The following is a 23,086-nucleotide window of genomic DNA, read 5'->3' on the forward strand; positions in this document are numbered from 1 at the left end:
CATCAGGCCTTGTCGGACTGATAGGCGTAGCTGTAGTAGCCGTAGTCGCCATAGCCGTAGCTGGCGGACCGGCGTTTTTCCACACCATTGAAGATCGCGCCCTTGAGATCGATGCCGTTTTGATGGAAGCGGCGCAGGGTCAACTCGATTTCCTTCGCCGAGTTCACGCCAAAACGAGTGACCATCAGGCTGGTGCCGGCCTGGCGCCCAACAATCGCGGCGTCGGTCACGGCCAGCAGTGGCGGCGTATCGATGATCACCAAGTCATAGCGCTCGCTGACTTCGGCCAGCAACGCAGCAAAGTTAGGGTGCATCAACAGTTCCGACGGGTTGGGCGGGATCTGCCCACGGCCAATGAAGTCGAAACGCTCCACGGCGGTCGGGTGAATCGCTTCCTGCAGATCACAACGCTTGGCCAGCAGGTCGGACAATCCCTCCTCCACCGTCTTGCCGAGCATCTTGTGCAAGTAGCCCTTGCGCATGTCGGCATCGATCAGCAGCACGCGCTGACCCGACTGCGCGACAATCGCCGCCAGGTTGGCCGAGACAAACGTCTTGCCCACCTCGGGGCTCGGGCCGGTGATCATCAGGCGGTTGTTCTTGGCCTCGATCATGGCGAAATGCAGGCTGGTACGCAGGCTGCGCATGGCCTCCATCACCAGGTCATGGGGGTGGTTGAGCGCCAACAGCGACGGTGCGGCGGAACGGCCCTTGGCGGCGTTGGTTTCTTCGGCCTTTTGCAACAGGCTGAAGGGGATCGAGGCGTACACCGGCAGGCCGAGTTTCTCGATGTCATCCGGGCTTTCCAGGCCACGATTGAGCAGGCTGCGCACCAGTACAATGCCCACCGAAAGCATGCCGCCGAGCAGCATCGCCAGCAGCACCACGATGACTTTGCGCGGTTCCACAGGCTTGGCCAGGTTGACATCGGCGCTGTCAATCAGGCGCACGTTGCCCACGGTGCCGGCGCGCATCACATCAAGCTCCTGGGAGCGGTTGAGCAACTGGGTGTAGATCTCGGTGCCCACTTGCACGTCGCGGGTCAGGCTGAGTAATTCCTGCTGGGTCGTGGGCAAGCCTTCGACGCGCTTGGTCATCTGCGCCTGCTTGGCGTTGAGTTCCGCCAACTTGGCGATCAAGGCACGATAAGCCGGGTGCTGGGGGGTGAACTTACGGTCCATCTCGGCCTGTTGCAGCTTGAGTTCGGAGATGCCGGTATCCAGGGCCACCACCTGGTCGAGCACCGCCTTGGCTTCGAGGCTGATGTCGATGGATTTGCTGCGGGTCTGGAAGCGGTTCAAGGCGTTCTCAGCCTTCTCCAGGTCGCGCCGCACCTGGGGCAACTGGTCATTGAGGAACGACAGGCTCTGTGCCGCCTCGGCCGAGGTACGGTCGACGTTCTGCTTCACATACAGGTTGGAAATTTCATTCAGCGTACGCACCGCCAGGCCCGGACGCGTGCTCTCCAGGGACAGGCTGATAATGCCCGACTCCTTGCCGCGCTCAATGACCGTCAGCAGGTCCTGATAGTCGGCCACCGCGTCCAGGCGCGGCTTGCGCACGATCTTGAAATGCGCGCCCGGGTTGGCCCTAAGCTCCTTGACCAGAACCTCGACGCCCCCGGCGGCAAACGGCACGCCGACGCTTCCTGCGGCGATCTCGACGCCGTCCTCATCAAATAACGTGTAGGCCTGGGCCTCGCCGGCCACCAGTACCAGGGTGGTCCCGAGCAACGCCGTCGGCAGGTTCAAGCTGCTCAGCACTAGGGCCTCGCCTCCCGCCGAGTAGCGATTGAAACCGAACAGCGGCGGCGCAATATCGCCCTTGTGTTCAGGCACATAACGCCGCGCGAGGAAGCCACCGATCAACGGAAAATGCTGGGGCGTGATGGTGATGTCCAGCGCCAGGGTATCGACGGTCTTGCCAATGATGGTGCGCGACTTGATCAGCTCGATCTCGGTCACCGCCGGCGATTCCTTGCCCAGCAGGCTGCTGACGTCGGAGAAACCGAGCATGTCGTTCTTTTTCGGTTCCACTTGGATCAACGCATTCGCCTGGTACACCGGCGCTGCCAGAATGGCGTAGGCCGCGCCGATCACCATGCAGGTGCCGGTGATCCCAGCGATCAGCCATTTGTGATCGATCAGGGTGCCAAGCATGCCGAGCACATCGATCTCGTCACGGTGGGGGCTTTCAGGGGAAGCGTTCTGGGGTGAATACATAAATCGCGTCTTCGTCCTTGCAATCGTTTAAAGAGGGAGCGTCAGCGCACGAGGCGCTGGGCCCAGGCCTGTGCGGCCTGTTCGATCAAGGCATAAGCCTGCATAAAGGCAGGCTTGCCCTGGCGATAGGGGTCGGTGATCTCGCGATCGTGCTGCCACTTGCCCAACAGGAACACCTTGCCCCGCGCCTCGGGAGCGAGGTTGAGCACGCCGTCGATGTGCCGTTGCTCCATCACCAGGATCAGGTCGGCCTCACTCACCGCTTCAACGCTGAGTTGCCGCGCCTTGTGCGCCCGGGGAACGTGCCCATGCTCCTGCAGCACTTGCCCGGCCGTCGGCTCCAGCGGATGGTCACGCAACGCCGCCAAGCCGGCCGAACTCACCGTGATCCCGGAGGACGTCAGCGCGGCACCCAGCAAGTGTTCCGCCGTAGGGCTGCGGCAGATGTTGCCGATGCACACAATCAATATCTTTTTGAACAAGGCAACCTCCCACGCACCGCACACTTATTCTTCGGCAAAAGGGACGACCTTATTTAATCAAGCGCAACTAACGACGAGTAATTATGACCACAGCCTACAAACCGAGACCATCTATCGCGCAAGACAAAAAATAACAATCCTGGTATTAGCCGACTAAAAATAACATTCCGGTATTTTTCCACCCCCGCATAATAAAGTGCCCATTGAATGCACCAGATAGGGGACGGCCATGAACACGTCAAAGTTATTGGTAGAACGTATTGGCCTATTTCCTTCTTCGGGAAATATTCATGTGGAAGTGCATGACTCAACCCATGTCGTCGAGCGCATACAGGTGCTGTATGCCGATAACTCACTGGACAGCGATGCGTCCGGTGCCGGGTTTTCCATGGTCTTCGCCGACTGGCGCTTCAAGTTGCAGGTCAGTGATCCGCTGTCGGTGTGCCTGTGCGTGGAAAGTCGCGGCGACAGCCAGTTCATGCAGGTCAAGACTGCCGAACTGCTGGCCAATATCTGCGGCACCGAGGAGCGGCCATGAGCCTGTGGGCGGGCTTGAGACGCGGCTATGCGCTGCGCAGGCTGACCGGGATGTTCGAGGGGTTTGCCGAACCGGTGCAGGACGCGCAGTACCAGCGCAACACCCGGGCCATCGGCCACTGGCTGGACCAGCTGCGGGGCAGCTCCCCGCAGCAGATCACCCATGCGCTGTTCCAGCAGATGAAGCGCGCGCGGAACCGTGGCAATGCGCGACGGTTCAACGCGCAGACGACCTTGCTGGCGCTGATGGTGGAAAGCAACCTGGCGCTGGACCTGGCGACTTACTCGGCCTTCCTGTGCGCGGTTCCCAGCCGCCAGGCAGGCTCTTGATGGGCCTGGTCGGCACCTGACAGGGTCACTGCGACGCGGTTGAGCAGCAACTCCGCGTTGTACTTGGGGACCAGCGCACAGACCAGCAAAAACACCAGCCCGCCGCCCATGAACGCGGGCGATACCTTGATGGGCGCGGCATCAATACGCCAAAGAAACACCAGGGCGGCTGTCACCCCGAGTGCGGCACCGGCCAGGGCTTCATTCAGCGGATGTATATAAGGTGCGACACAATAAGCACTGAACCCGAGACTTATCGTTAACCCCAGCAACGCCGCCGGCCAACGCCAGGCCAAGTTGAACTGGCGGGCCAGTAAACTCGTTGCCACCGTGACCATCAAGCAGGTATTCATCGCGTGACCACTTATTACCGCAATATCCAAGTGCTGGGACGATAAGCCCCACCCTTTAAACAGCAACTTGCTGGCCGCCACAATCGAATAAGTAATCCCCACGGTTATTATCCAGGCGCGCAGTGCCCAAGGGGTGGAATACCTTAACCAGACAGCAATCACCAGTGCGGCCGGAATCATGACGGTAATGCCGCCATATTGCGCAAGTTCTGCCCGCATCACTGCTTAACCTTCGAGGTGCCGTTTTCGGCGCTCATCAGACCTCAGGCCCAAAAAAAACACAACGTTATCTAGGGTCAGCAACGCGCTAAAAATGCAATTTACTGATTAAGATAGATCAAGATGATTCTATATTTTAATAATTAGGTTAGAACCAAACGGCATTTTACACCGGCTGTCGCGGCCCCTACCGTGGACGAGCATGACCGACCCCCTGCCCGGCGGAGGTACCCAACCCCTACTCGACAAGGACAGACCATGAGCATTGAATTCATCGGCTATATCGGCGGTCACCACGCTTCCGAGATCCACCCGCGCAGCGGCCCTATCCTGCAACCGGACTACGTGGAAACCGTGGCCCGCGCCCACGAAGAGGCCGGTTTCGACCGCGCGCTGGTGGCGTTCCATTCCAACAGCCCGGACAGCACACTGATCGCCTCCCATGCCGCCAGCGTGACGAAAAAACTGCAGTTCCTGATCGCCCACCGTCCGGGCTTCGCCCAACCCACCCTGGCCGCGCGCCAGTTCGCCACCCTTGATGTGTTCAATGGCGGGCGCACCGCCGTGCATATCATCACCGGCGGCGACGACCGCGAACTGCGCGCCGATGGCAGCCATATCGGCAAGGACGAACGCTACGCGCGCACCGATGAATACCTGAGCGTGGTACGCCAGGAATGGACCAGCGATCAGCCCTTCGACTTTGCGGGCGCCTACTACCAGGTCGAAGGCGCGCACTCTGCGGTGAAGTCGCCGCAGCAGCCGCATATCCCGCTGTACTTTGGCGGCTCTTCCAAGGCCGCGATTGAAGTGGCGGGCAAGCATGCCGATGTGTATGCGCTGTGGGGCGAAACCTATGAGCAGGTCCGCGAGATCGTGACCCAGGTGCGCGCCGAAGCGGCCAGGCATGGGCGCACGATTCGCTTCAGCCTGTCACTGCGGCCGATCCTCGCCGCGACCGAAGAACAGGCGTGGGCGCGTGCCGACAGCATCCTGCAACAGGCCACCGAGTTGGCGCAGAAGAATGGATTTGTGCGGCGTGAACCGCCGAATGAAGGCTCGCGGCGGCTACTCGCAGCGGCGGCACAGGGCTCGCGGCTGGACAAGCGTTTGTGGACGGGGATTGCGCAGTTGCTGGGCGCGCAGGGCAACTCCACCTCGTTGGTGGGTACCGCCGAACAGGTGGCAGAGGCATTGGTGGATTATTACGACCTCGGCATCACCACCTTCCTGATCCGTGGGTTTGATCCGCTCAATGATGCGATCGACTATGGCAAGCGGTTGATCCCCCTCACCCGCCAGCTGATTGCTGAACGCGAGCAGGCCAAACAGGTCGCGTAAGCAAGCACACTACAAAACCAATGTGGGAGGGGCGTGCCCCTCTCACATTCCTATCTTCATTGGGCTCGGGATCAGTTCTTGTAGTCGGTATCAGTCCGCTCCAACTGCCGAATCAGCGCATTCCAATGCCGCGCCACCCCCGGTCCTTCGCCACTGGCAAACACCTTGGCCTGTTGCTCGACCTTCTCCACCACTTCGGCCGGCGGGAAGATCAACTCCGCATTCCCCGCCGCCTGCGCCGCGACCTGGATATTGCAGGCGCGCTCCAACTGTTGCAGCTGCACAAACGCATGTTCAACGCTGACACCGGCGGTCAACAAGCCATGGTTGCGCAGGATCATCACGCTCTTGTCACCCAGGTCCGCGACCAGGCGCTCACGTTCGTCCAGGTCGAGGGCCACGCCTTCATACCCGTGGTACGCCACGCGTCCGGAAAAACCAATGGAGTGCTGGGAGATCGGCAGCAGGCCGTCCTTCTGCGCCGACACCGCGATGCCGTCGCGGGTATGGGTGTGCAGCACCGCTTGCAGGTCATGACGTGCGCCGTGGATCGCGCTGTGAATCACATAGCCGGCGTAGTTGATGCCCAGGCCGGTAGGGTCGTCGACGAGGGTGCCGTCGAGGTCGACCTTGACCAGGTTGGAGGCGCTGATTTCATCAAACAACAGCCCGAAGGCGTTGATCAGGAAATGCTCCTCCGGCCCCGGTACACGGGCGGAGAAGTGGGTATAGATGTGGTCGGTCCACTTGTACAAGGCGGCCAGGCGATAAGCGGCGGCCAATTTGACGCGCACCTCCCACTCTTCCGGGGTAACGCGCTGGCGAACATTGTTGGAGACGCTGGTTATCGAGGTGACGCTGCTCATGGCAAAACTTCCTGGATGGCCTTAAGGACTTCCAGGCAAGCCTAGGGGATGGCAAAAAATAATAAAAAGCACATTTTAATCTAAGCTAATTATTATTTTTTTTCATAACCAATCCCCGTCCTACATGGCTTACGCGGCGTTGCGGACTTTATGCAGGGACGCCGCCACCCGCGTGCCAAACGCATCCACCGGCCCCTGCAGGTTGCCCAGGAAGTGCGGATAGATCAGCCACAAATCCATCACCGGCTTGAAATCCTTGAGCGGCATCACCGCCAGTTGCTCGCGGTGCGCACTGCGTTCGAGCAGTGGCCGTGGCACCAGGCCCAAGCCCAGGCCGTCCGCTACCAGGCCCAGTTGCAGCTCGGTGCCGAAGGTCTCCAGGTTGACCCGCAGGGCCAGGCCCTGATCGGACAAGGTACGCTGCAACCCGGCGCGGAAGCCGCAGCCGTCCGGGTTGAGGACCCAGCCGTTCTGGTACACATCAGCCAGCTTGCACGGCTTTTTCGGCAACTGGGCCTTGGCGCAGACCACCACCAGTTCCATCTTGCCGATGGACTCGCCGACGATGTTGTCCGGGAAGATCTTGCCTGCCGGGAACAACGCCGCCGCCGCGTCCAGTTCGCCGCGCTCGATCTTGCCCACCAACTGGCTGCCCCAGCCGGTGGCAACCTGGGCACGCAAGTCAGGGTATTCGCTGCGCAGGTGCTTGAGCGCATCCAGCAGCACCACGTCGCCGATGGTCTGCGGCACACCCAGGCGCAGCAGGCCGGTGGGCGGTGCGTCGGTGGCCACCAGCTCACGCAGGGCATCCATCTCGCGCAGGATCAGCCGGCACTGCTCATAGACGCGGGTGCCGATCAACGTCGGTTTGAGGGGTTTGGTGTTGCGGTCGAACAGCTCCACGCCCAGCGCCTGCTCGAAGTTCTGCACGCGGCGGGTAATGGCCGGCTGGGTCAATTGCAACGACTCGGCGGCATGGCTGATGGACTGGCAACGAATCACTTCGACAAAGGCATCGATATCGTCAATTTTCATTTGGGCCGCACATAGAGAACAGTCATTAAGATGTGTGTGAAGCATAGTTGCAGGAACGTGGCGTGAATAGCCCGTGCTGCAATCGATAACGTCTAACGCTATTCAGACCGGTTCTAAATTACCTTCAGCTATAAGCTAATCATTAAAAAATAGCATATTAACTATAAACATTATGCTTAGATAAACCCATCCCTGCGACCACACGATGGAAGTGCCATGACCCAGGCCCGACACCCCGAGAGACTCAGAGCCTTCATAGGCGCCCTGGCGGAATTGATCGACGGCAATCCACGCGAAGGCGACCTGTTGCACCGCGGCGGCAAGCTGCTGGCGCAACTGGTCAGCCATGACGACTGGCTCCCCGATGAGTTTGCCCAACCCGACCCCGAGCGCTACCAGCAGTTCTTGCTGCATGCCGATTCGCGCCAGCGTTTCAGCATTGTCAGCTTTGTGTGGGGGCCGGGGCAAAGCACGCCGATCCATGACCATCGGGTGTGGGGGCTGATCGGCATGTTGCGTGGCGCAGAGCTCTCCCAAGGCTTCGAACGCGCGCCCGACGGCAGCCTGGTCGCCGAAGGCCAACCGATTCAACTGGTGCCGGGCCAGGTCGAGGCGGTGTCGCCCAAGGTCGGCGACATCCATCAGGTGAGCAATGCCCACAGCGACCAGGTGTCGATCAGCATCCATGTGTACGGCGCCAATATCGGCGCAGTGCGCCGTGCGGTGTACCAGCCCGACGGCAGTGAGAAACTGTTTATCTCCGGTTATTCCAACGCCTTCCTCCCGAATATCTGGGACTTGTCCAAAGAAAAGAGCCCTGCCCTATGACCACCGTATCGACCCGTAGCTTCGCCCAGATTCGCCAGGCCCTGTTGGACCATGCAGAAGTCGCCCTGGTCGACGTGCGCGAAGAAGCGCCGTTTGCCGAATCCCACCCGTTGTTCGCGGCGAATATCCCGCTGTCCAAACTGGAACTGGAGGTGTATTCGCGCATTCCACGCCGGGATACCCAGGTCACCGTCTACGACAACGGTGAGGGCCTGGCTGCCCGTGCCGCCGAACGCCTGGTTGCGCTGGGCTACACCCAGGTCAGCCTGTTGGAAGGTGGCCTCGACGGTTGGCGCCGGGCCGGCGGCGAGCTGTTTATCGATGTAAACGTGCCGAGCAAGGCCTTTGGCGAACTGGTGGAGAGCGAGCGCCACACGCCCTCCCTCGCCGCCGAAGAAGTGCAGGCGCTGCTCGACAGCCAGGCCGATGTGGTGGTGCTCGACGCCCGCCGTTTCGACGAATACCAGACCATGAGCATCCCCACCGGCATCAGCGTGCCCGGTGCCGAGCTGGTGTTGCGTGCGCGGGAACTGGCGCCCGACCCGGCCACCCGCATCATCGTCAACTGCGCCGGGCGTACCCGCAGCATTATCGGCACCCAGTCGCTGATCAACGCCGGCGTGGCCAACCCGGTGTCCGCACTGCGCAATGGCACCATCGGCTGGACCCTGGCCGGGCAGAAACTCGCCCACGGCCAGTCGCGGCGCTTTGCGCCAACCTCGGAAGAGCATCGCCAGATCGCCGCCGTCGATGCACGCCGCGTCGCCGACAAGGCCCGCGTCGGTCGCGCCACCCTCGCCGACCTGCACGCCTGGCAGCAGGAAGCCAACCGCACCACCTACCTGTTCGATGTGCGCACCCCGGAAGAATTCGAAGCCGGCCACCTGCCCGGCGCGCGCTCGACCCCGGGCGGCCAGCTGGTGCAGGAAACCGACCATGTCGCCAGCGTGCGCGGTGCGCGCCTGGTGCTGGCGGATGACGATGGCGTGCGGGCGAACATGTCTGCGTCGTGGCTGGCTCAACTGGGCTGGGACGTGCATGTACTGGATTACCTGCAAGCGGCGCACTTCAGCGAAAAAGGCGCCTGGGTCGCTCCAGCCCCCGCGCCCCCCCAGGCCGAACTGATCAGCCCGCACACCCTCGCCGAATGGCTCGAGCATGGCGACACCGTGGTGCTGGATTTCACCGCCAGCGCTAACTACGTGAAGCGCCATATCCCCGGTGCCTGGTGGGTATTGCGCGCACAACTGCCCCAGGCCCTGGCCAAGGTGCCCGCCGCCCAGCGTTATGTGCTGACCTGCGGCAGCAGCCAACTGGCGCGCCTGGCGGTGGCTGAAGTCGAAGCGATCACCGGCAAGCAAGTGTTCCTGCTGCAAGACGGCACCGCCGCCTGGATCAACGCGCAACTGCCACTGGAAGAAGGCGAAACCCACCTGGCCTCGCCGCGCATCGACCGCTACCGCCGACCGTACGAAGGCACCGACAACCCCAGGGAAGCCATGCAGGCTTACCTGGACTGGGAATTCGGTCTGGTGGAGCAACTGGCCCGTGATGGGACCCATGGGTTTTACGTCATTTGACCCCAGGCACGCCTGCCCCCATTGCGGGAACAGGCGCTGCCCCATGCTAATGGGGCGGGGGTACTGCGTTACTTTTTTTCTTCTGTGTCGGTGCAAGAAACCGTCTCCGAGCTACCGCTCAACTGAGACTGCATGGCGTGGACACCCGCCTCTATTTGCGAGGCCGCGCTGAACTGGGCGCCAAGCAGCAGGCTGAACATGACGCATGTGGTTCCCAATAATTTGAACATGACGAATCCTCACTGGTTGCCGAAAGGGTAAAAATACACCCATCGTTTATTCGCAGCTGACATGGCTGCGTGCTGCCATTTTCTGCCCAGCGCAACGCCTGAACACCTGTGAAGAATGACAGTGGCCTAGACCACTTCGCTCTATGCAAACCTGCGCTGAGAGCGATTGGCGCCGCCCCCCTTGGACACCCAGGCACCCCCAGCCGCAATTACACACCAAAAAAATACATAAAATGCATATTAGAGTTCAAACTATCTTAATATTTTTAATAATTACCATATAACCAAAAAGACCTTCACAGCAGGTTTTTATGGGAATAACGTAAACTCCTCACCGACCCCTTCTCCAGGCGGAGGTAGCCGAACCCTTTATCGATCTGCCTGGAGCCCGCATCCCATGGTCTTTTCCACTCCGTTCAAACACCTGCTCCTGGGCACCGCCCTGGCCCTTGGCCTGGCCACCAGCGCCCACGCCGCCGACCTGCAACCGCTGCGGGTGGCCAATCAGAAATCGACGATCAAGACGCTGCTGGAAGTCTCCGGCGAAAGTAAAAACGTGCCCTATGAAATCCAGTGGTCGGAGTTCCCGTCCGCCTCGCCCCTGGGCGAAGCCTTGAATGCCGGGGCCGTGGATATTGGCGCGCTGGGCGATGCGCCCTACGTGTTTGCCCTCGGCGCGGGCGCCTCGCTCAAGGTGGTCAGCATCATTCACGCCGAAGGGCGTAACACCACCGCCCTGCTGGTGCCCAAGGATTCGCCGATCAAGACGGTGGCCGACCTCAAGGGCAAGAAAATCGCCACCGGGCGTGGGTCCATCGGGCACTACCTGGCGATCAAGGCCCTGGCCACGGCCGGCCTGACCACAAAGGATGTGCAGTTCATTTTCCTGCTGCCCAGCGAGTCGCGCCTGGTACTGGATAACGGCACCGTCGACGCCTGGTCGACCTGGGACCCCTACACCACCGTGGTCACCTCCCAAAGCCAGGCGCGGATCGTGGCCAGCGGCAACACGTTGTTGAGCAACCACCTGTACCTCGCCGCCACCCGCCAGGCCATCGCCGACAAGCGCACGCAGCTGGACGACTTTGTCGCCCGCGTCGACCGCGCCTACGCCTGGGCCAATACGCACCCCAACGAGTACGCCGCCGCCCAGACCAAAATCACCGGGCTGCCGCTGGCCGTACATGTGGCTGTGGCCAAGGAGACCCACCTAAGCCCGGTGCTGATTGACGACAGCGTGATCAGTGGCCTGCAAGCCACCGCCGACACTTACCAGCAAGAAGGCCTGCTGACCCGGCACATCGATGTGTCCCAGGGCTTCGACAAGAGCTTTAACGCCAAGCGTGCCCCCCTCAACCAAGCATCGCGCTAAGGAGCAGAACATGAGCAAGCCACATCAATCGAAGCCACGCCATTTGAAACTGGGAGCGATGGTCCATGGCGTCGGCCACGGCTGGGGCGAATGGCGCCATCCGCAGGCGCAACCCGACGCCAGTACGAATTTCGGCTTCTACAAGCAACAGACCGAACTCGCCGAAGCGGCCAAGTTCGACTTCGTGTTCATCGCCGACAGCCTGCACATCCACGCCAAGTCCAGCCCGCATTACCTCAACCGCTTCGAGCCGCTGACCATCCTCTCGGCCCTGGCCGCGCTGACCACACACATCGGCCTGGTGGCCACCGTGACCGTCAGCTACACCGAGCCCTACCAGGTGGCGCGCCAGTTCGCGTCCCTGGACCATATCAGCGGCGGTCGCGCCGGCTGGAACGTGGTGACCTCGTGGCTCAGCGGCACCGCCGACAACTTCGGTAAAGCCGAACACCCACCCCACGCCGTGCGCTACCGCATCGCCAAGGAGCACCTGAACACGGTCAAGGGCCTGTGGGATTCCTGGGAAGACGACGCCTTTGCCTACAACAAGCAAAGCGGCGAATTCTTCACCCCGGGCAAGCTGCACGCGCTGAACCACAAGGGCGAGTTTTTCTCGGTCAAAGGCCCGCTGAACATTGCGCGCTCGCGCCAGGGCCAACCGGTGATTTTCCAGGCGGGCACCTCCGAGGACGGGCGTAACTTTGCGGCGCAGAACTCGGACGCCATCTTCGTGCATGTGGAAAGCATCGAAGAAGGCCTGGCCTACACCCAGGACCTCAAACGCCGCGCCACAGGCTTTGGCCGCGATGCCGACAGCCTGTCGATCCTGCCGGGCATCCGCCCGATTGTCGGCCGCGACGAGGCCGAAGTGGAAAGCCGCTACCAGCAAGCCGTGGAGCTGGTCACCGTGGAAGACGCCATCGTCGCCCTCGGCCGCCCGTTCAACGACCACGACTTCAGCCAGTACCCGCTGGACGCGCCCTTCCCGGAACTCGGCGACCTGGGCGCCAACAGCCAGAAAGGCGGCTCCGACCGCATCAAGCAACTGGCCAAGGACGAAGGCCTGACCCTGCGTGAAGTGGCGCTGCGCTTCTCGCGGCCTAGGCGTGATTTTGTCGGCACCCCGGAGCAAGTCGCCGATGCGATCCAGACCTGGTTCGAGCGCGGCGCCAGCGATGGTTTCATCATCAACTCGGTGCTGCCGGACGGCTTGCAGTACTTCACCGAACTGGTGGTGCCGGTGCTGCAACAGCGGGGCCTGTTCCGTAGCGAATACACGGGGCACACCCTGCGCGACAACCTCGGCCTGGACGTGCCGGCCAACCGTTACAGCGTGATCGAAGCCCGCGAAAAGGCCCTGGCCTGAACACTATCCCCTGTGGGAGGGGGCTTGCTCCCGATTGCGGTAGGCCTGTCACAGATGGATTGACTGACACACCGCAATCGGGAGCAAGTCGAATCGTCGCACCGCCCCTCCCACATTTTTGACCGAGCACATACTGATGACTCAATCGTCTCTACGCACTGTGAACGTTGTCGATTTCGACGCCCTGCTCGAATACTTGAGCACCGAGCTGGCCGGCACCGCGCACCTGTATGACGAGAGCGGCGCCTTCCCCCACGCCAACTTCCAGCGGCTGCATGACCACGGCCTGGTCGCCCTCACCGTGCCCAAAGCCCTCGGTGGCGGCGGTGCCAGCCTGCCGCAGGCGCGCAAGGCGATCAGTGCAATTGCCAAGGGCGAACCGTCCACCGCACTGATCCTGGTGATGCAATACCTGCAACATACCCGCCTGCAAGACAGCAAGACCTGGCCGCCCCATCTGCGTACACAAGTGGCCGAGGACGCGGTGCGCAACGGCGCATTGATCAACGCCCTGCGCGTCGAACCCGACCTCGGCACCCCGGCCCGTGGCGGGCTGCCGGCGACCACCGCCGTGCGCACCGCTGAGGGTTGGCGCATCAGCGGACGCAAGATCTACTCCACCGGCAGCCATGGCCTGAGCTGGTTCAGCGTATGGGCGCGCAGCGATGACACCGACCCGCTGGTGGGCGCCTGGCTGGTGCCCAAGGACAGCCCCGGCGTGAGCATCATCGACACCTGGGACCACCTCGGCATGCGCGCCACCTGCAGCCATGAAGTGCGGCTCGACAACGTACTGGTGCCGCTGGACCACGCCGTCAGCGTCAGCCCCTGGAGCGCGCCGCAACCGGAGCTGGATGCCGACGGGTTCCTGTGGATGTCGGTGCTGCTGTCCTCGGTGTATGACGCCGTGGCCCAGGCCGCGCGGGACTGGTTGGTGAACTGGCTGGAAGAACGCCAGCCGTCCAACCTCGGTGCGGCGTTGTCGACATTGCCGCGTTTCCAGGAAACCGTCGGGCATATCGACACGCTGCTGTTCGCCAACCGCAGCCTGCTCGACGCCGCCGCCGACGGCCACACCCCGGCCGCCAACGCCGCGCAGTTGAAGTACCTGGTCACCCACAACGCGATCCGCGCCGTGGAACTGGCCATCGAGGCCTCCGGCAACCCCGGTCTGTCACGCCATAGCCCGCTGCAACGCCACTACCGCGATGTGCTGTGCAGTCGCGTGCATACCCCGCAGAACGATGCGGTGCTGCAAGGTGTCGGTAAAGCCGTGTTCGCCCAACGCCAGAAGGAACGCACATGACTCAGGTGATTATTGCCAGCCAGTTGGACGAAGACTACAACGACGTGATCCGCGCACGCCTCACTGCGATCCACCCCGGAGCCCAGGTAATCGGCGTGCCGGCGGGCGTGCCGAGCGACCTGCCGCCCCAGGCGAATATCCTGCTGCTGCGCCCGATCAACGTGCGCGGCTACACCGCCCCGGACACCCCGCCACCGGGCTGGCCCTACGGCGCGCAATGGGTGCATTTGGTCTCATCGGGCATCGACTTCTACCCGCAATGGCTGTTCAACGGCCCGCCGGTGACCACCTCCCGGGGCAGCGCCGCCGACAACCTCGCCGAGTTCGCCCTGGCGGCGATCTTTGCCGCAGCCAAGCATTTACCGGACATCTGGGTGAAGGACTCGCAATGGAATTTCACCGCCCTGCGCCCACTCAAGGGCACCACCCTGGGCATCCTCGGCTTTGGTGCGATTGGTGAAAGCCTGGCGCAAAAAGCCCTGGGCCTGGGCATCAACGTTGTGGCCCTGCGTCAGAGCCAGGCACCGTTCGGCGCCGGCGTGGACGCCGCCCAGGACATCCACGACCTGTTTGCCCGCGCCGACCACTTGGTGGTGGCCGCGCCACTGACCGACGCCACGCGGCATATCATCAACCGCGATGTGCTGGGCAGCGCCAAGCCGGGGCTGCACCTGATCAACATCGCGCGTGGCGGTTTGCTCGATCAGGAGGCGTTGCTGGAGGCGCTGGATAACGGCCAGGTCGGCCTGGCATCACTCGACGTGACCGAGCCGGAGCCATTGCCGGATGGGCACCCGTTGTACAGCCACCCACGGGTGCGGTTGTCGCCGCATACGTCAGCGATTTCGACCAATAGCCGCAACGAGATTGCCGATACGTTTTTGGCGAATCTGGAGCGCTACGTTTCAGGGATCGCACTGGCGAATCTGGCTAACGCCTGACGCCGTTCAAAAATGTGGCAGGGGGCAAGCCCTTATGCCAGTCAGTTAAGGAGGAACACTGTAACTGTGGCGAGCGGGCTTGCCCCCTCCCACATGGGTCCTGTGTCAGTTGGAAAATATCATTTGATGCGGTAGTGGAAGGTGTTGCGCACCGCCGGCACGGCCACGGCCTTGCCATCAACGATCCTCGGCTGGTAGCGAAAGGTGTTCGCCGCCGCCAGTGAAGGCCGGATAAACAATGGGTGGCAGCCGTCCAGCACCTTGGGGTTTTCCACGCGGCCTTGGGTGTTGACGCTGTACTCCAAGGTGCAGTCGCCTTCGATGTTCTTGTCCAGGGCGCGCTCGGGATAGTCCGGTGCCTCCTTGCTCAGGGGTTGGTATTGCCGGCTGTCGAAGGCCGGTGCAGGGGCTGGCGCGGGTGTGGCAGCCCGGGCTTTTTCAGCGGCCAGGCGTTGCTGACTGAGGCGTTGTTGTTCCAGCTCGCGGTTGCGTTGTTCGGTGGCCAGGCGTTCCTGCTGCTGCTCGAGTTTCTTGTCTTCGACGCGTTTACGCGCCAAGGCGGCTTTCTCGAGTTTTTGCGCCTGTATCTGCGGGTCGACCGTGGGCTTTGCCGGTACCGGTACCGGTACCACCAGCGGCTCCAACGGTGCGGGTGCGGCCATCACCGGTTCAGGCTCGGGTGCTGGCGCAGGCGGCAGCATGACCAACTGCGTGTGCATCACACGCGGGGCATCCACCACCGGCTTTTGCGTCGACCAGCCGAGCATCAACGCGGCCAGCACGCCCAAGTGCAGCGCCACCGCCAGGCTGGCGGCGAGGCTGTTTCTCCACAACCCCGAAGCATCCCGGGGCGCCATCGTCAGTGTGGGACTGTGCATGATCATCGCCGTCATTGCGGGGCCTCGGTCACCAGCCCCAGGTTGCTGACTCCACCCTTCTGCAACACCGCCATGGCCGCGACCACACGGCCGTAACCGGCGTTGTCGTCGGCACGGATGTAGACCTGGGTGTCGTTGCGCGCCGCCACCACCTGCATGACCTTGGCACCCATTTCATCCAGGCTCACGGCACTGTCGGTCTGGTGTTGGGTATCGAGTTCGCCGCCAAGGTTCCAGTAGTAGCCACCGTCGGCCTTTACCGACAGCGTAAGGATCTGCTGGCGGGTGTCGGTGGCCAACGCCTCGGCGGCGACCTTGGGCAGGTCGATCTTCACGCCCTGGGTCAGCATCGGCGCGGTGACCATGAAGATCACCAGCAGCACCAGCATCACGTCGATATACGGCACCACGTTCATCTCGGCCTTGGGCCCGTGCTTGCGTTGCGGCCTGACTAACATGGGAGTTGCTCCTTTCAGGCGGCCACGGCCAGGTTGATCGACGTACCGCGCAGGGTGCGGTGCAGGCGCACTTGCAGCTCATTGCCAAACGCGTAGTAACGGGTGAGCAGGGTCTGGCCGCGCGCCGCGAAGCGGTTGTAGGCGATCACCGCCGGGATCGCTGCAAACAGGCCGATAGCCGTGGCGATCAAGGCTTCGGCGATGCCCGGCGCTACGGTGGACAACGTGGCCTGTTGCACCTGGGAAAGGCCGATAAAGGAATTCATGATGCCCCACACCGTGCCGAACAGGCCGATGTACGGGCTGACCGAACCCACGGTCGCCAGAAATTGCAGGCCCTTTTCCAGCTCGATTTCCTGCTCGGTGATCGCCACCTGCAAGGCCCGCTCCACGCCTTCGAGCACCGCCGGATCATGACCGTGCAGGTGCTGGTATTCCTGGACCCCGGCGATAAAGATCGGCGCAATGCCGCCCTCGCCCGCCTGTTGGATCTCACGGGACAGCGCCTGCAAATCCGGCGCGGCGCGAAAGCGCTGCACAAAACCGTTTAACTGACGCTCCAGGCGGCGCAGGACACTGCCGCGCTGGATAATCAGGTACCAGCTGAGCAAGGACGCCAACAGCAAGGTGACCATGACAGCCTTGACCAACAGGCTGGCGTCGCTGATCAGTCCCCAGATCGTCATATGTTCCATCGTCGCGTGCATAGTGAATCTCCCATTCGATTAAAAAGTGATGACCGGTTGATGACGGTTCACGGCAATTTCAATGCGCGGGTGACCTCGGCCCAGGGTACGAACTTGAAGTTCTGGGTTTGCTCGGGCATGCGCTTGCGTCCGTCCTGCACCACCAGCATGCCTTGGCTCCATGGCCCGCCGAGGTTGATGGCGGTGACTTCCAGGCCATCGGTTTCCGACGCGCCGTCGATACCGGCGGCGGCGTTCAAGCCGACGCGGAAGCCGCCGTGCACGGCGAACGGCGGTTCGGCATCCACCACCAGATAGCTGTCATTGCCTTGGCTGGAGATCACCAGGTAGTCATGCTTATCGCTCTGGTACAGCGCCAGGCCCTCGACATCCGCATGCAGCTGCGGGCCGACCTTGATCACGCTGGTCAGCGTCGCCGGTTGATCGGCGCGCGCATCCACCGTCCACACGCCGACGTCTTCCTCACCGATAAACAGGCGCTGGCGCTGGTCGTCGGCCACGCAGCCTTCGGGTTGGCTGTCGACCTTGAACTGGCGCACCAGCTCGCCGTGCACACGGCCGTTCGGCGCGCTGAGGCGGTATTGCAGGAAGGTGCCGTCCTTGCCGTTGGCAATCGCATAGATCTCGCCGCTGGCGGGCTGGAACAGGCAAATGCCATAGATTTCCTTGAGCGGCGTGGGCACTTCACCGACCTCACGCAGCTCGCCGCTCTGACGGTCGATGCTGAACAGGCTCAGGCTGTTGTGATCGCGATTGCTCGCCACGGCCAGGTCGACCGTTTGCTGGCCGAGCTTGAAACGGGGACGTACGTCCACATTGTTCAGGCGCCCCACTGCCAGTTCCTGCAACAGCTTGCCGTCGAGGTCGTAGGCGAGCAGGCCCTGTTTCTTGTTGGTGCCGAGCACACGGCTTTTGGCCGGTGTTTCGGGGTGAATCCAGATCGCCGGGTCATCCGCCGCATCGCCCTGGCGGCCGACCGGGTCGCTCTGGCGCAAGGCCGCGACTTCCGGCAGCACCGGCGCCGCCGCGACGGGCGTGGCCTGCCAGTCGAGCCTGGCCTGGTAAAGCTTGCCGCTGTCGTCATCGCGCACCAGCAACTGGCGGCCAGTGATCGCCAATTGTTCCGGCTCTTTCAGGCCCGGCAGGCCCAGGCTCGATTGCTCCAGCCAGCGCTCGCCGGTTTGCTGGAACAGGTGCAACCGGGCGGTCTTCGGGTCCAACGCAACCATGCCACCCGGCACCAGCGCCATGGCCCCGGCTTCGCGCTTGGGAGTGTCGAACAGCGCCACCGGCGTGCGTTTCACATCAGCTTCCGGATGCGCCGGGTAGGCCCACCAGCCGACATTCTGTTCATTCACCACCAACTGCTGGGTGGCGTCGTCCACCTGGCAGAACTGCGCCGACGGCGGCAGCGGCACACCGCGTACACGCTGGGCTTCGGTGAGCAGCGTCGAGCCGTTGCCCACCAGCCATTGCTCGCCCTTGCCCTCTTCGCCCACCAGGAAGACAAACAGGTTGGCCGCGGCGTCGCGGTACAGGCACAGGCCATTCACCGGGTAGTCGCGGGTCGGCAGGTACAGCGGCTTGCCCCAGTTTTTGCTGGCACTGTCCAGGCTGATCAGCAACGCCTGTTGGCGGTCGTTGTCGAGGCTGGCGACCAGCACCTGGGTACCTGCGGCGCGGGTGTCGAGGCTGCTGAAGTTACCGTTGAAACGCGCCAGCTCGGCGCCCTTGCTGTCGAGCAGTTGCAGGCCGTCGCGGGTGCTGGCGGCCACGCGCTCGGTGGCGTTGGGCAGGAAGGCCACGGCGTCGGCCTTCAGGCTGGGTGCCCACGGGGTCAGCGCCAGGTCGGCGGCGAACGCATGGCCGCTGGTGACCAGGGCGATCAGCAGGTACAGCTTGGAAATTCTCATGAACAAACAAATCCTTCGAAAACAATGGAGATCCAATGCGGGAGGGGGTTTGCCCCCGATAAGGGTGTGTCAGTTGATGAATCGTTCACTGATCCACCGCTATCGGGGGCAAACCCCCTCCCACATTGGAATCTAGGTGTGCGTTAGAAATGGGTGAAGGTCAGGCCCACTTTGTAGGTGGGGCCGTACTCTTCGTATTGGCCGTTGTAGCTGCGGTGGCCGGTGTAGACGAAGTACGACTCATCGGTGAGGTTCTGGGCCTCGAAGCTGACTTGCAGGTTCTTGGTCAGCGAGTAGCGCACGCTGAAGTCGACGAAGGTCTGCGCGTCGACGTGCAGGTCGTGGGCCTTGTCGTTGATCGAGGCCAGTTCATACAGGTAGGCCGATTTGTAGTTGGCCGAGAGGCGCAGGCTGAGCTTGTCGTCTTCCCAGCCGAGCATAAGGTTGCCGACGGTGTCCGACTGGTTGGGCAGGCTGATATTGCGCTTGCGATTGGTGCCGCTGGCGGCGTCGAAACCTTCGATATCGGCGCTGGAGCGGCTGAAGGTGCTGTTGGCGCCGATCAGCAAACCGTTCCACGGTGCGGGCAGCCAGTCGAACTTCTGTGAGTAGGCCAGTTCCAGCCCGTAGAGCTTGGCGCTGTCGCCGTTGGCGTAGGTGTGGGCCTCGGCGAAGTTGGTCCAGGCGCCGGTACCGGCGAGGTCGGTGTTGTAGACGAAGTTCTTGATGTCCTTGTAGAACACGAACGCCGACACGGTCCCGGCGCGACCCATGAAGTGCTCGATGCCCAGGTCGAGGTTGCTCGACTCCAGGGGCTTGAGGTCAGGGTTACCGAAGGTGGCTTCGTCATCGTCGATCACGAAACCCGGCGCCAGCTGGCCGAACGTCGGGCGCACCACCGACTTGGTCCAGGCCGCGCGCACCTGGGTGTTCTTGTCGATCTGATAGCGCGCATGCAGGCCCGGCAGCCAATGGTGATAGCGGCGCTTGGTCTCGGTGGCCGTGAACACGCCATCGGTGGCGCCGGTGCCCTTGGCTTCGAACTCGGTGCCTTCGTAGCGCAGGCCGGCGATAAAGCGCCAGTCGTCGACATCGATGGTGTTCATCAGGTAGCCGGCGTTGATGTCTTCGCGGATGGTGAAGTCGTTGACCCGCGATTCGGTCTCGTCATAGAAGTCCGCCGGGTTGAGGCTGCCGATCAGCTGCTTGATGGCGCTGGGGCTGATGCCGGGGCCGTAGTTGCCCAGGCGATAGTCGACGCTGCCCTTCTGGAACCGGGTGAGGTTGAGTTGGTCGGCGGTGAAACCGAGGGTGTCGAAGTCTTCGTAGACCCAGGCTTCCAGGTCGTTGTCCTTGTTGCGGCGGCTGACCTTGCCACCGAACTTGACCTGGGACGCATAACCGCTCAGGTCGTAGTCGCGGGCCAGGTCCAGGCGCAGGTTTTTCTCGGTGTCCTTGGTGTTCTGTTTTTCCCAGTCGACTTTGTCGAGGCTGAAGTTGCTCGCGTCGTAGAAGCCGCTGCCGATGATCGGGCGGGGCTTGTCCTTGTCGTAGAAACCGCTGTTGGCAAAGTCACCGCCGTCGAAGGTGGCGCCTGCGATATGCGCCGGGCTGTCTTCGCTGGACTGGCTGTAGCCGGCCTGGCCGCTGAGGGTCCAGAGGCCGAGCATGCGTTCGCCGCCGAACACATAGGATTGGATTTCCTGGGTTTCCTCACGGTTTTTAAGCTTGCGCTTGCCCTCGGCATCGCCCAGTGCGCCCGGGGCCTGGGGGTCGGCAAACTCGATGCTGGTGGAGTTGCGGGTTTCGGTGTCGGTGTAGCGGCTGTAGAGGGTGCGCAGGTAGTAGCTGCTGAGGTCATCGGGCTTGTAGTCGAAGTTCAGGCCACCGCCGGCGCGTTCGCGGCTGATATCGTAGTCGCGCTGTTCGAACTCGTTGAGCCGGGCGCCGTCGGTGAAGTCCCAGGCGCCGCCGGTTTCGACATTGTCCGAGCCGAAGTCGCGCTTTTGCCAACTGAGGGCGGCGGCGACGCCGAAGTTGTCGATGCCGTCGCCGAGGCTGAAACGGTTACTGGCGGCGCCGGAGAATTTCGGGCTGGTCTGGCTCGTGTTCTTGTCGTAGCTGGCTTCGGTGCTGCCGGTGTAGAACAAACCTTTATGGTCGAAGGCCGAGAGGCTTTGCACGTCGACGGTGCCGCCGAGGGAGTTGGCGTCCATGTCCGGGGTGAGGGTCTTGATCACCGACAGCGACTGCACCAGCTCCGAGGGCAGCACATCGAGGGCCACGGCGCGGCGCGCGCTTTCCGGGGCGGGCACCAGGGTGCCGTTGATGGTCACGCTGTTGAGGTCCGGGCCCAGGCCACGCACGCTGACAAAACGCCCTTCGCCCTGGTCGCGCTCGACACTGATGCCCGGCAGGCGCTGCACCGCTTCGGCGACGTTTTCATCCGGCAACTGGGCCACGCCGTCGGCATGCACCACGCTCTTGATGCTGTCGGCGCTGCGCTGCTCCTTGAGCGCCTGGTCCATAGCGGCAGCCTGGCCGACCACTTCGACGTGCTCGGTGGCGCTCGCTTCGGCGGCGCTCAACCGTTCACTGGCCATCGCCAGGGCCAAGGCGGTAAGCGTAAAGCTGACGAGCCTGGTGCGCTTGTACATGCAATCCTCCCCAAGAATCCGTTGGCGCCAGGCAAGAGGCCCGGCAACTGGGAGGGCAAGCTAGGGGTGGGGGATGACCGTTCTGTGACAGGGGTCGGCGCGAAGCCCCGTAAACCGGGGGTTTTGCCCGAACCCGGACGTGGAATGAGCTGATATGACCTGTGGAGATCCCCTGTGGGAGGGGGCTTGCCCCCGATAGCGGTGGGTCAGCTGGCCTATCTGTCGACTGATACACCGCCATCGGGGCATAAGTATCTACACAACTTCAGTAGGATAACGCGTAGCAGCTGTCGAGCCTTGGCGAGGCTGCGTTTGCGGCGCGTCTGACACACCGCCGACGCAGCCTCGCCAAGGCTCGACAGCTGCTACGCAGGGGGCTCGGCTCAAGATGTGTAGATACTTATGCATCGGGGGCAAGCCCCCTCCCACATTTTTTGATCTCCAGTGTGTTTGAGATGAGCTGATTCGACCCACCCCCACCGTCATCCAACGGTCACATCCATCTGCTGTGCTGGCGCCCATCGCTCATTTTCCCAAGGACCCGCGGCCATGTTTTCCGTGCTCAAGCCCCACCGCTGGAAGCTCTCGTTGCTGCTGATCGCCGCCAACCTCGGGTTGATCCTGCACCTGGCCTGTGGCGAATTGAAAAGCGTCAGCGAATGGGTGTGGCTGGATATTTTCGGCGAAGGCGGTTCCGCCCTGCTCGCCCTGGTGTGGCTGGGCCTGGTGCTCAAAAGCCGCCCCGCCGGGCGCGTCACCAATTACCTGGCGCTGGGCCTGGCATGCATCTTTTTCTCCTGGTGGATCGACAGCCTCGACGAATTTATCCGCCTGCCCGACAGCATCACCTGGGACCATTGGCTCGAGTCCGGACCGATGCCGGTGGGCATGATCCTGCTGACCATCGGCATCTACCACTGGCACCGCGAACAACTGGCGATCAGCGCGCAGATGGAAAAACGCGAGCGACTGTTCCGTGAGCATCGGCTGTTCGACAAACTCACGCCGCTGGCCGGCGCCGATTACCTCAAGCGCCAGTTGGCCGACAGCCTGCAAGACAGCCGCGACCAGCAACAACCGCTGTCGCTGCTGGCCCTGGACCTGGACAACTTCGCCGCCATCAACCAGGCCTATGGGCATGCCGAAGGCGACGCGGTGTTGCAGGCCCTCAGCCATTTGCTGCTGCTCAACCTGCGCCGCCAGGACCTGCTGTGCCGCCTGGCCGGCGACCGTTTTGTGGTGCTGCTGCCCAATACCGGCGAACGCCAGGCCAAGGAGCTGGCGCTGGAGTTGCAGCAAGCGGTGCGCGGCCTGGCCCACAAGACCCGGCAACAAGGCGAACGCCTGCAACTGGCCGCGACCACCGCCGTGGTCATGGCGCTTGAAGAACCGCCCCAGGACTTGCTCAAGCGCCTGAACCTGGCGTTGGCCAGGGCCAAGCAACCGCTTGCGAAAAGTGCCTGAG

Annotated in this window: 21 protein-coding genes; 10 read left to right on the forward strand and 11 right to left on the reverse strand. The window is 62.6% G+C overall.

The window, feature by feature from the left end; genetic code table 11:
- Positions 1-2: 2 nt before the first annotated feature.
- A complete protein-coding gene (locus tag AB1462_RS25760; RefSeq protein ID WP_367248252.1) occupies positions 3-2,222 on the reverse strand; it encodes a polysaccharide biosynthesis tyrosine autokinase in 2,220 nt (739 codons plus the stop codon).
- A 41-nt stretch (positions 2,223-2,263) separates the two neighbouring features.
- Positions 2,264-2,704: a low molecular weight protein-tyrosine-phosphatase gene (locus AB1462_RS25765; protein ID WP_259194908.1), complete on the reverse strand. Its 441-nt coding sequence runs from the start codon at positions 2,702-2,704 to the stop codon at positions 2,264-2,266.
- A gap of 229 nt (positions 2,705-2,933) precedes the next feature.
- On the opposite strand from AB1462_RS25765, the gene AB1462_RS25770 reads away from it, so the two are divergent.
- Both AB1462_RS25770 and AB1462_RS25775 read left to right on the forward strand, forming a co-directional pair.
- Positions 2,934-3,242: a phosphomannomutase gene (locus AB1462_RS25770; RefSeq protein WP_259194907.1), complete on the forward strand. Its 309-nt coding sequence runs from the start codon at positions 2,934-2,936 to the stop codon at positions 3,240-3,242.
- Positions 3,239-3,571: a hypothetical protein gene (locus AB1462_RS25775; protein ID WP_367248255.1), complete on the forward strand. Its 333-nt coding sequence runs from the start codon at positions 3,239-3,241 to the stop codon at positions 3,569-3,571. The genes AB1462_RS25770 and AB1462_RS25775 overlap by 4 nt, the downstream gene beginning before the upstream one ends.
- On the opposite strand, the gene AB1462_RS25780 is transcribed toward AB1462_RS25775, so the two are convergent.
- Positions 3,523-4,146: a hypothetical protein gene (locus tag AB1462_RS25780; RefSeq protein WP_367248256.1), complete on the reverse strand. Its 624-nt coding sequence runs from the start codon at positions 4,144-4,146 to the stop codon at positions 3,523-3,525. The two genes, AB1462_RS25775 and AB1462_RS25780, sit on opposite strands and share 49 nt — an antisense overlap.
- A gap of 255 nt (positions 4,147-4,401) precedes the next feature.
- Here AB1462_RS25780 and AB1462_RS25785 point away from each other — a divergent pair, with 255 nt between their 5' ends.
- On the forward strand, positions 4,402-5,484 hold the full coding sequence (locus AB1462_RS25785) for an LLM class flavin-dependent oxidoreductase (RefSeq protein ID WP_090403232.1): 1,083 nt from the start codon (positions 4,402-4,404) through the stop codon (positions 5,482-5,484).
- 71 nt (positions 5,485-5,555) lie between these two features.
- Here the strand turns inward: AB1462_RS25785 and AB1462_RS25790 are convergent, their stop codons facing one another.
- Both AB1462_RS25790 and AB1462_RS25795 read right to left on the reverse strand, forming a co-directional pair.
- Positions 5,556-6,350 (reverse strand): class II aldolase/adducin family protein, encoded by a 795-nt coding sequence (locus AB1462_RS25790; RefSeq protein ID WP_090403230.1) that lies wholly within the window; start codon positions 6,348-6,350, stop codon positions 5,556-5,558.
- A 129-nt stretch (positions 6,351-6,479) separates the two neighbouring features.
- Complete coding sequence (locus AB1462_RS25795) at positions 6,480-7,385, reverse strand: LysR family transcriptional regulator (RefSeq protein ID WP_367248259.1); 906 nt, start codon at positions 7,383-7,385, stop codon at positions 6,480-6,482.
- Positions 7,386-7,601: 216 nt separating this feature from the next.
- On the opposite strand from AB1462_RS25795, the gene AB1462_RS25800 reads away from it, so the two are divergent.
- Both AB1462_RS25800 and AB1462_RS25805 read left to right on the forward strand, forming a co-directional pair.
- On the forward strand, positions 7,602-8,213 hold the full coding sequence (locus AB1462_RS25800) for a cysteine dioxygenase (RefSeq protein WP_367248261.1): 612 nt from the start codon (positions 7,602-7,604) through the stop codon (positions 8,211-8,213).
- Positions 8,210-9,793 carry a rhodanese-related sulfurtransferase gene (locus tag AB1462_RS25805; protein ID WP_367248263.1) on the forward strand — a complete coding sequence of 528 codons (1,584 nt, stop codon included), beginning with the start codon at positions 8,210-8,212 and terminating at the stop codon, positions 9,791-9,793. The genes AB1462_RS25800 and AB1462_RS25805 overlap by 4 nt, the downstream gene beginning before the upstream one ends.
- A 68-nt stretch (positions 9,794-9,861) precedes the next feature.
- Here AB1462_RS25805 and AB1462_RS25810 read toward each other — a convergent pair whose 3' ends face one another.
- Entirely contained in the window at positions 9,862-10,023 is a 162-nt protein-coding gene (locus AB1462_RS25810; RefSeq protein WP_259194900.1) for a hypothetical protein, read from the reverse strand.
- Between the two features lie 397 nt (positions 10,024-10,420).
- Here AB1462_RS25810 and AB1462_RS25815 point away from each other — a divergent pair, with 397 nt between their 5' ends.
- From AB1462_RS25815 to AB1462_RS25830, 4 genes are all read left to right on the forward strand, one after another.
- A complete protein-coding gene (locus AB1462_RS25815; RefSeq protein WP_259194899.1) occupies positions 10,421-11,395 on the forward strand; it encodes an ABC transporter substrate-binding protein in 975 nt (324 codons plus the stop codon).
- A gap of 10 nt (positions 11,396-11,405) precedes the next feature.
- A complete protein-coding gene (locus AB1462_RS25820; protein WP_367248265.1) occupies positions 11,406-12,761 on the forward strand; it encodes an LLM class flavin-dependent oxidoreductase in 1,356 nt (451 codons plus the stop codon).
- A 136-nt stretch (positions 12,762-12,897) separates the two neighbouring features.
- Positions 12,898-14,067 (forward strand): acyl-CoA dehydrogenase family protein, encoded by a 1,170-nt coding sequence (locus AB1462_RS25825; protein WP_367248266.1) that lies wholly within the window; start codon positions 12,898-12,900, stop codon positions 14,065-14,067.
- Entirely contained in the window at positions 14,064-15,008 is a 945-nt protein-coding gene (locus AB1462_RS25830) for a D-isomer specific 2-hydroxyacid dehydrogenase family protein (RefSeq protein ID WP_367248268.1), read from the forward strand. The genes AB1462_RS25825 and AB1462_RS25830 overlap by 4 nt, the downstream gene beginning before the upstream one ends.
- A gap of 119 nt (positions 15,009-15,127) precedes the next feature.
- On the opposite strand, the gene AB1462_RS25835 is transcribed toward AB1462_RS25830, so the two are convergent.
- From AB1462_RS25835 to AB1462_RS25855, 5 genes are all read right to left on the reverse strand, one after another.
- Entirely contained in the window at positions 15,128-15,901 is a 774-nt protein-coding gene (locus AB1462_RS25835; protein ID WP_259194896.1) for an energy transducer TonB, read from the reverse strand.
- Positions 15,898-16,344, reverse strand: coding sequence for a protein TolR (gene tolR, locus AB1462_RS25840; protein ID WP_090403198.1), 447 nt, complete (start codon positions 16,342-16,344; stop codon positions 15,898-15,900). The genes AB1462_RS25835 and tolR overlap by 4 nt, the downstream gene beginning before the upstream one ends.
- Before the next feature lie 14 nt (positions 16,345-16,358).
- A complete protein-coding gene (gene tolQ, locus AB1462_RS25845) occupies positions 16,359-17,051 on the reverse strand; it encodes a protein TolQ (RefSeq protein WP_315338706.1) in 693 nt (230 codons plus the stop codon).
- Positions 17,052-17,098: 47 nt separating this feature from the next.
- The gene (locus AB1462_RS25850) at positions 17,099-18,964 is read right to left on the reverse strand and encodes a phytase (protein WP_367248269.1); all 1,866 of its coding nucleotides are present in this window, start codon (positions 18,962-18,964) and stop codon (positions 17,099-17,101) included.
- Positions 18,965-19,107: 143 nt separating this feature from the next.
- The gene (locus AB1462_RS25855) at positions 19,108-21,621 is read right to left on the reverse strand and encodes a TonB-dependent receptor (protein ID WP_367248271.1); all 2,514 of its coding nucleotides are present in this window, start codon (positions 21,619-21,621) and stop codon (positions 19,108-19,110) included.
- 549 nt (positions 21,622-22,170) lie between these two features.
- On the opposite strand from AB1462_RS25855, the gene AB1462_RS25860 reads away from it, so the two are divergent.
- A complete protein-coding gene (locus AB1462_RS25860) occupies positions 22,171-23,085 on the forward strand; it encodes a GGDEF domain-containing protein (RefSeq protein ID WP_090403190.1) in 915 nt (304 codons plus the stop codon).
- Position 23,086 lies beyond the last annotated feature (1 nt).

This window comes from Pseudomonas sp. SB113 (assembly GCF_040754745.1).
Classification (GTDB): domain Bacteria; phylum Pseudomonadota; class Gammaproteobacteria; order Pseudomonadales; family Pseudomonadaceae; genus Aquipseudomonas; species Aquipseudomonas grimontii.

Coding starts and splice junctions, on each gene's coding strand:
- AB1462_RS25760 (WP_367248252.1), bottom strand. CDS start 2,222: ATGTATTCACCCCAGAACGCTTCCCCTGAAAGCCCCCACCGTGACGAG.
- AB1462_RS25770 (WP_259194907.1), top strand. CDS start 2,934: ATGAACACGTCAAAGTTATTGGTAGAACGTATTGGCCTATTTCCTTCT.
- AB1462_RS25775 (WP_367248255.1), top strand. CDS start 3,239: ATGAGCCTGTGGGCGGGCTTGAGACGCGGCTATGCGCTGCGCAGGCTG.
- AB1462_RS25785 (WP_090403232.1), top strand. CDS start 4,402: ATGAGCATTGAATTCATCGGCTATATCGGCGGTCACCACGCTTCCGAG.
- AB1462_RS25790 (WP_090403230.1), bottom strand. CDS start 6,350: ATGAGCAGCGTCACCTCGATAACCAGCGTCTCCAACAATGTTCGCCAG.
- AB1462_RS25795 (WP_367248259.1), bottom strand. CDS start 7,385: ATGAAAATTGACGATATCGATGCCTTTGTCGAAGTGATTCGTTGCCAG.
- AB1462_RS25800 (WP_367248261.1), top strand. CDS start 7,602: ATGACCCAGGCCCGACACCCCGAGAGACTCAGAGCCTTCATAGGCGCC.
- AB1462_RS25805 (WP_367248263.1), top strand. CDS start 8,210: ATGACCACCGTATCGACCCGTAGCTTCGCCCAGATTCGCCAGGCCCTG.
- AB1462_RS25810 (WP_259194900.1), bottom strand. CDS start 10,023: ATGTTCAAATTATTGGGAACCACATGCGTCATGTTCAGCCTGCTGCTT.
- AB1462_RS25815 (WP_259194899.1), top strand. CDS start 10,421: ATGGTCTTTTCCACTCCGTTCAAACACCTGCTCCTGGGCACCGCCCTG.
- AB1462_RS25820 (WP_367248265.1), top strand. CDS start 11,406: ATGAGCAAGCCACATCAATCGAAGCCACGCCATTTGAAACTGGGAGCG.
- AB1462_RS25825 (WP_367248266.1), top strand. CDS start 12,898: ATGACTCAATCGTCTCTACGCACTGTGAACGTTGTCGATTTCGACGCC.
- AB1462_RS25830 (WP_367248268.1), top strand. CDS start 14,064: ATGACTCAGGTGATTATTGCCAGCCAGTTGGACGAAGACTACAACGAC.
- AB1462_RS25835 (WP_259194896.1), bottom strand. CDS start 15,901: ATGACGGCGATGATCATGCACAGTCCCACACTGACGATGGCGCCCCGG.
- tolR (WP_090403198.1), bottom strand. CDS start 16,344: ATGTTAGTCAGGCCGCAACGCAAGCACGGGCCCAAGGCCGAGATGAAC.
- tolQ (WP_315338706.1), bottom strand. CDS start 17,051: ATGCACGCGACGATGGAACATATGACGATCTGGGGACTGATCAGCGAC.
- AB1462_RS25850 (WP_367248269.1), bottom strand. CDS start 18,964: ATGAGAATTTCCAAGCTGTACCTGCTGATCGCCCTGGTCACCAGCGGC.
- AB1462_RS25855 (WP_367248271.1), bottom strand. CDS start 21,621: ATGTACAAGCGCACCAGGCTCGTCAGCTTTACGCTTACCGCCTTGGCC.
- AB1462_RS25860 (WP_090403190.1), top strand. CDS start 22,171: ATGTTTTCCGTGCTCAAGCCCCACCGCTGGAAGCTCTCGTTGCTGCTG.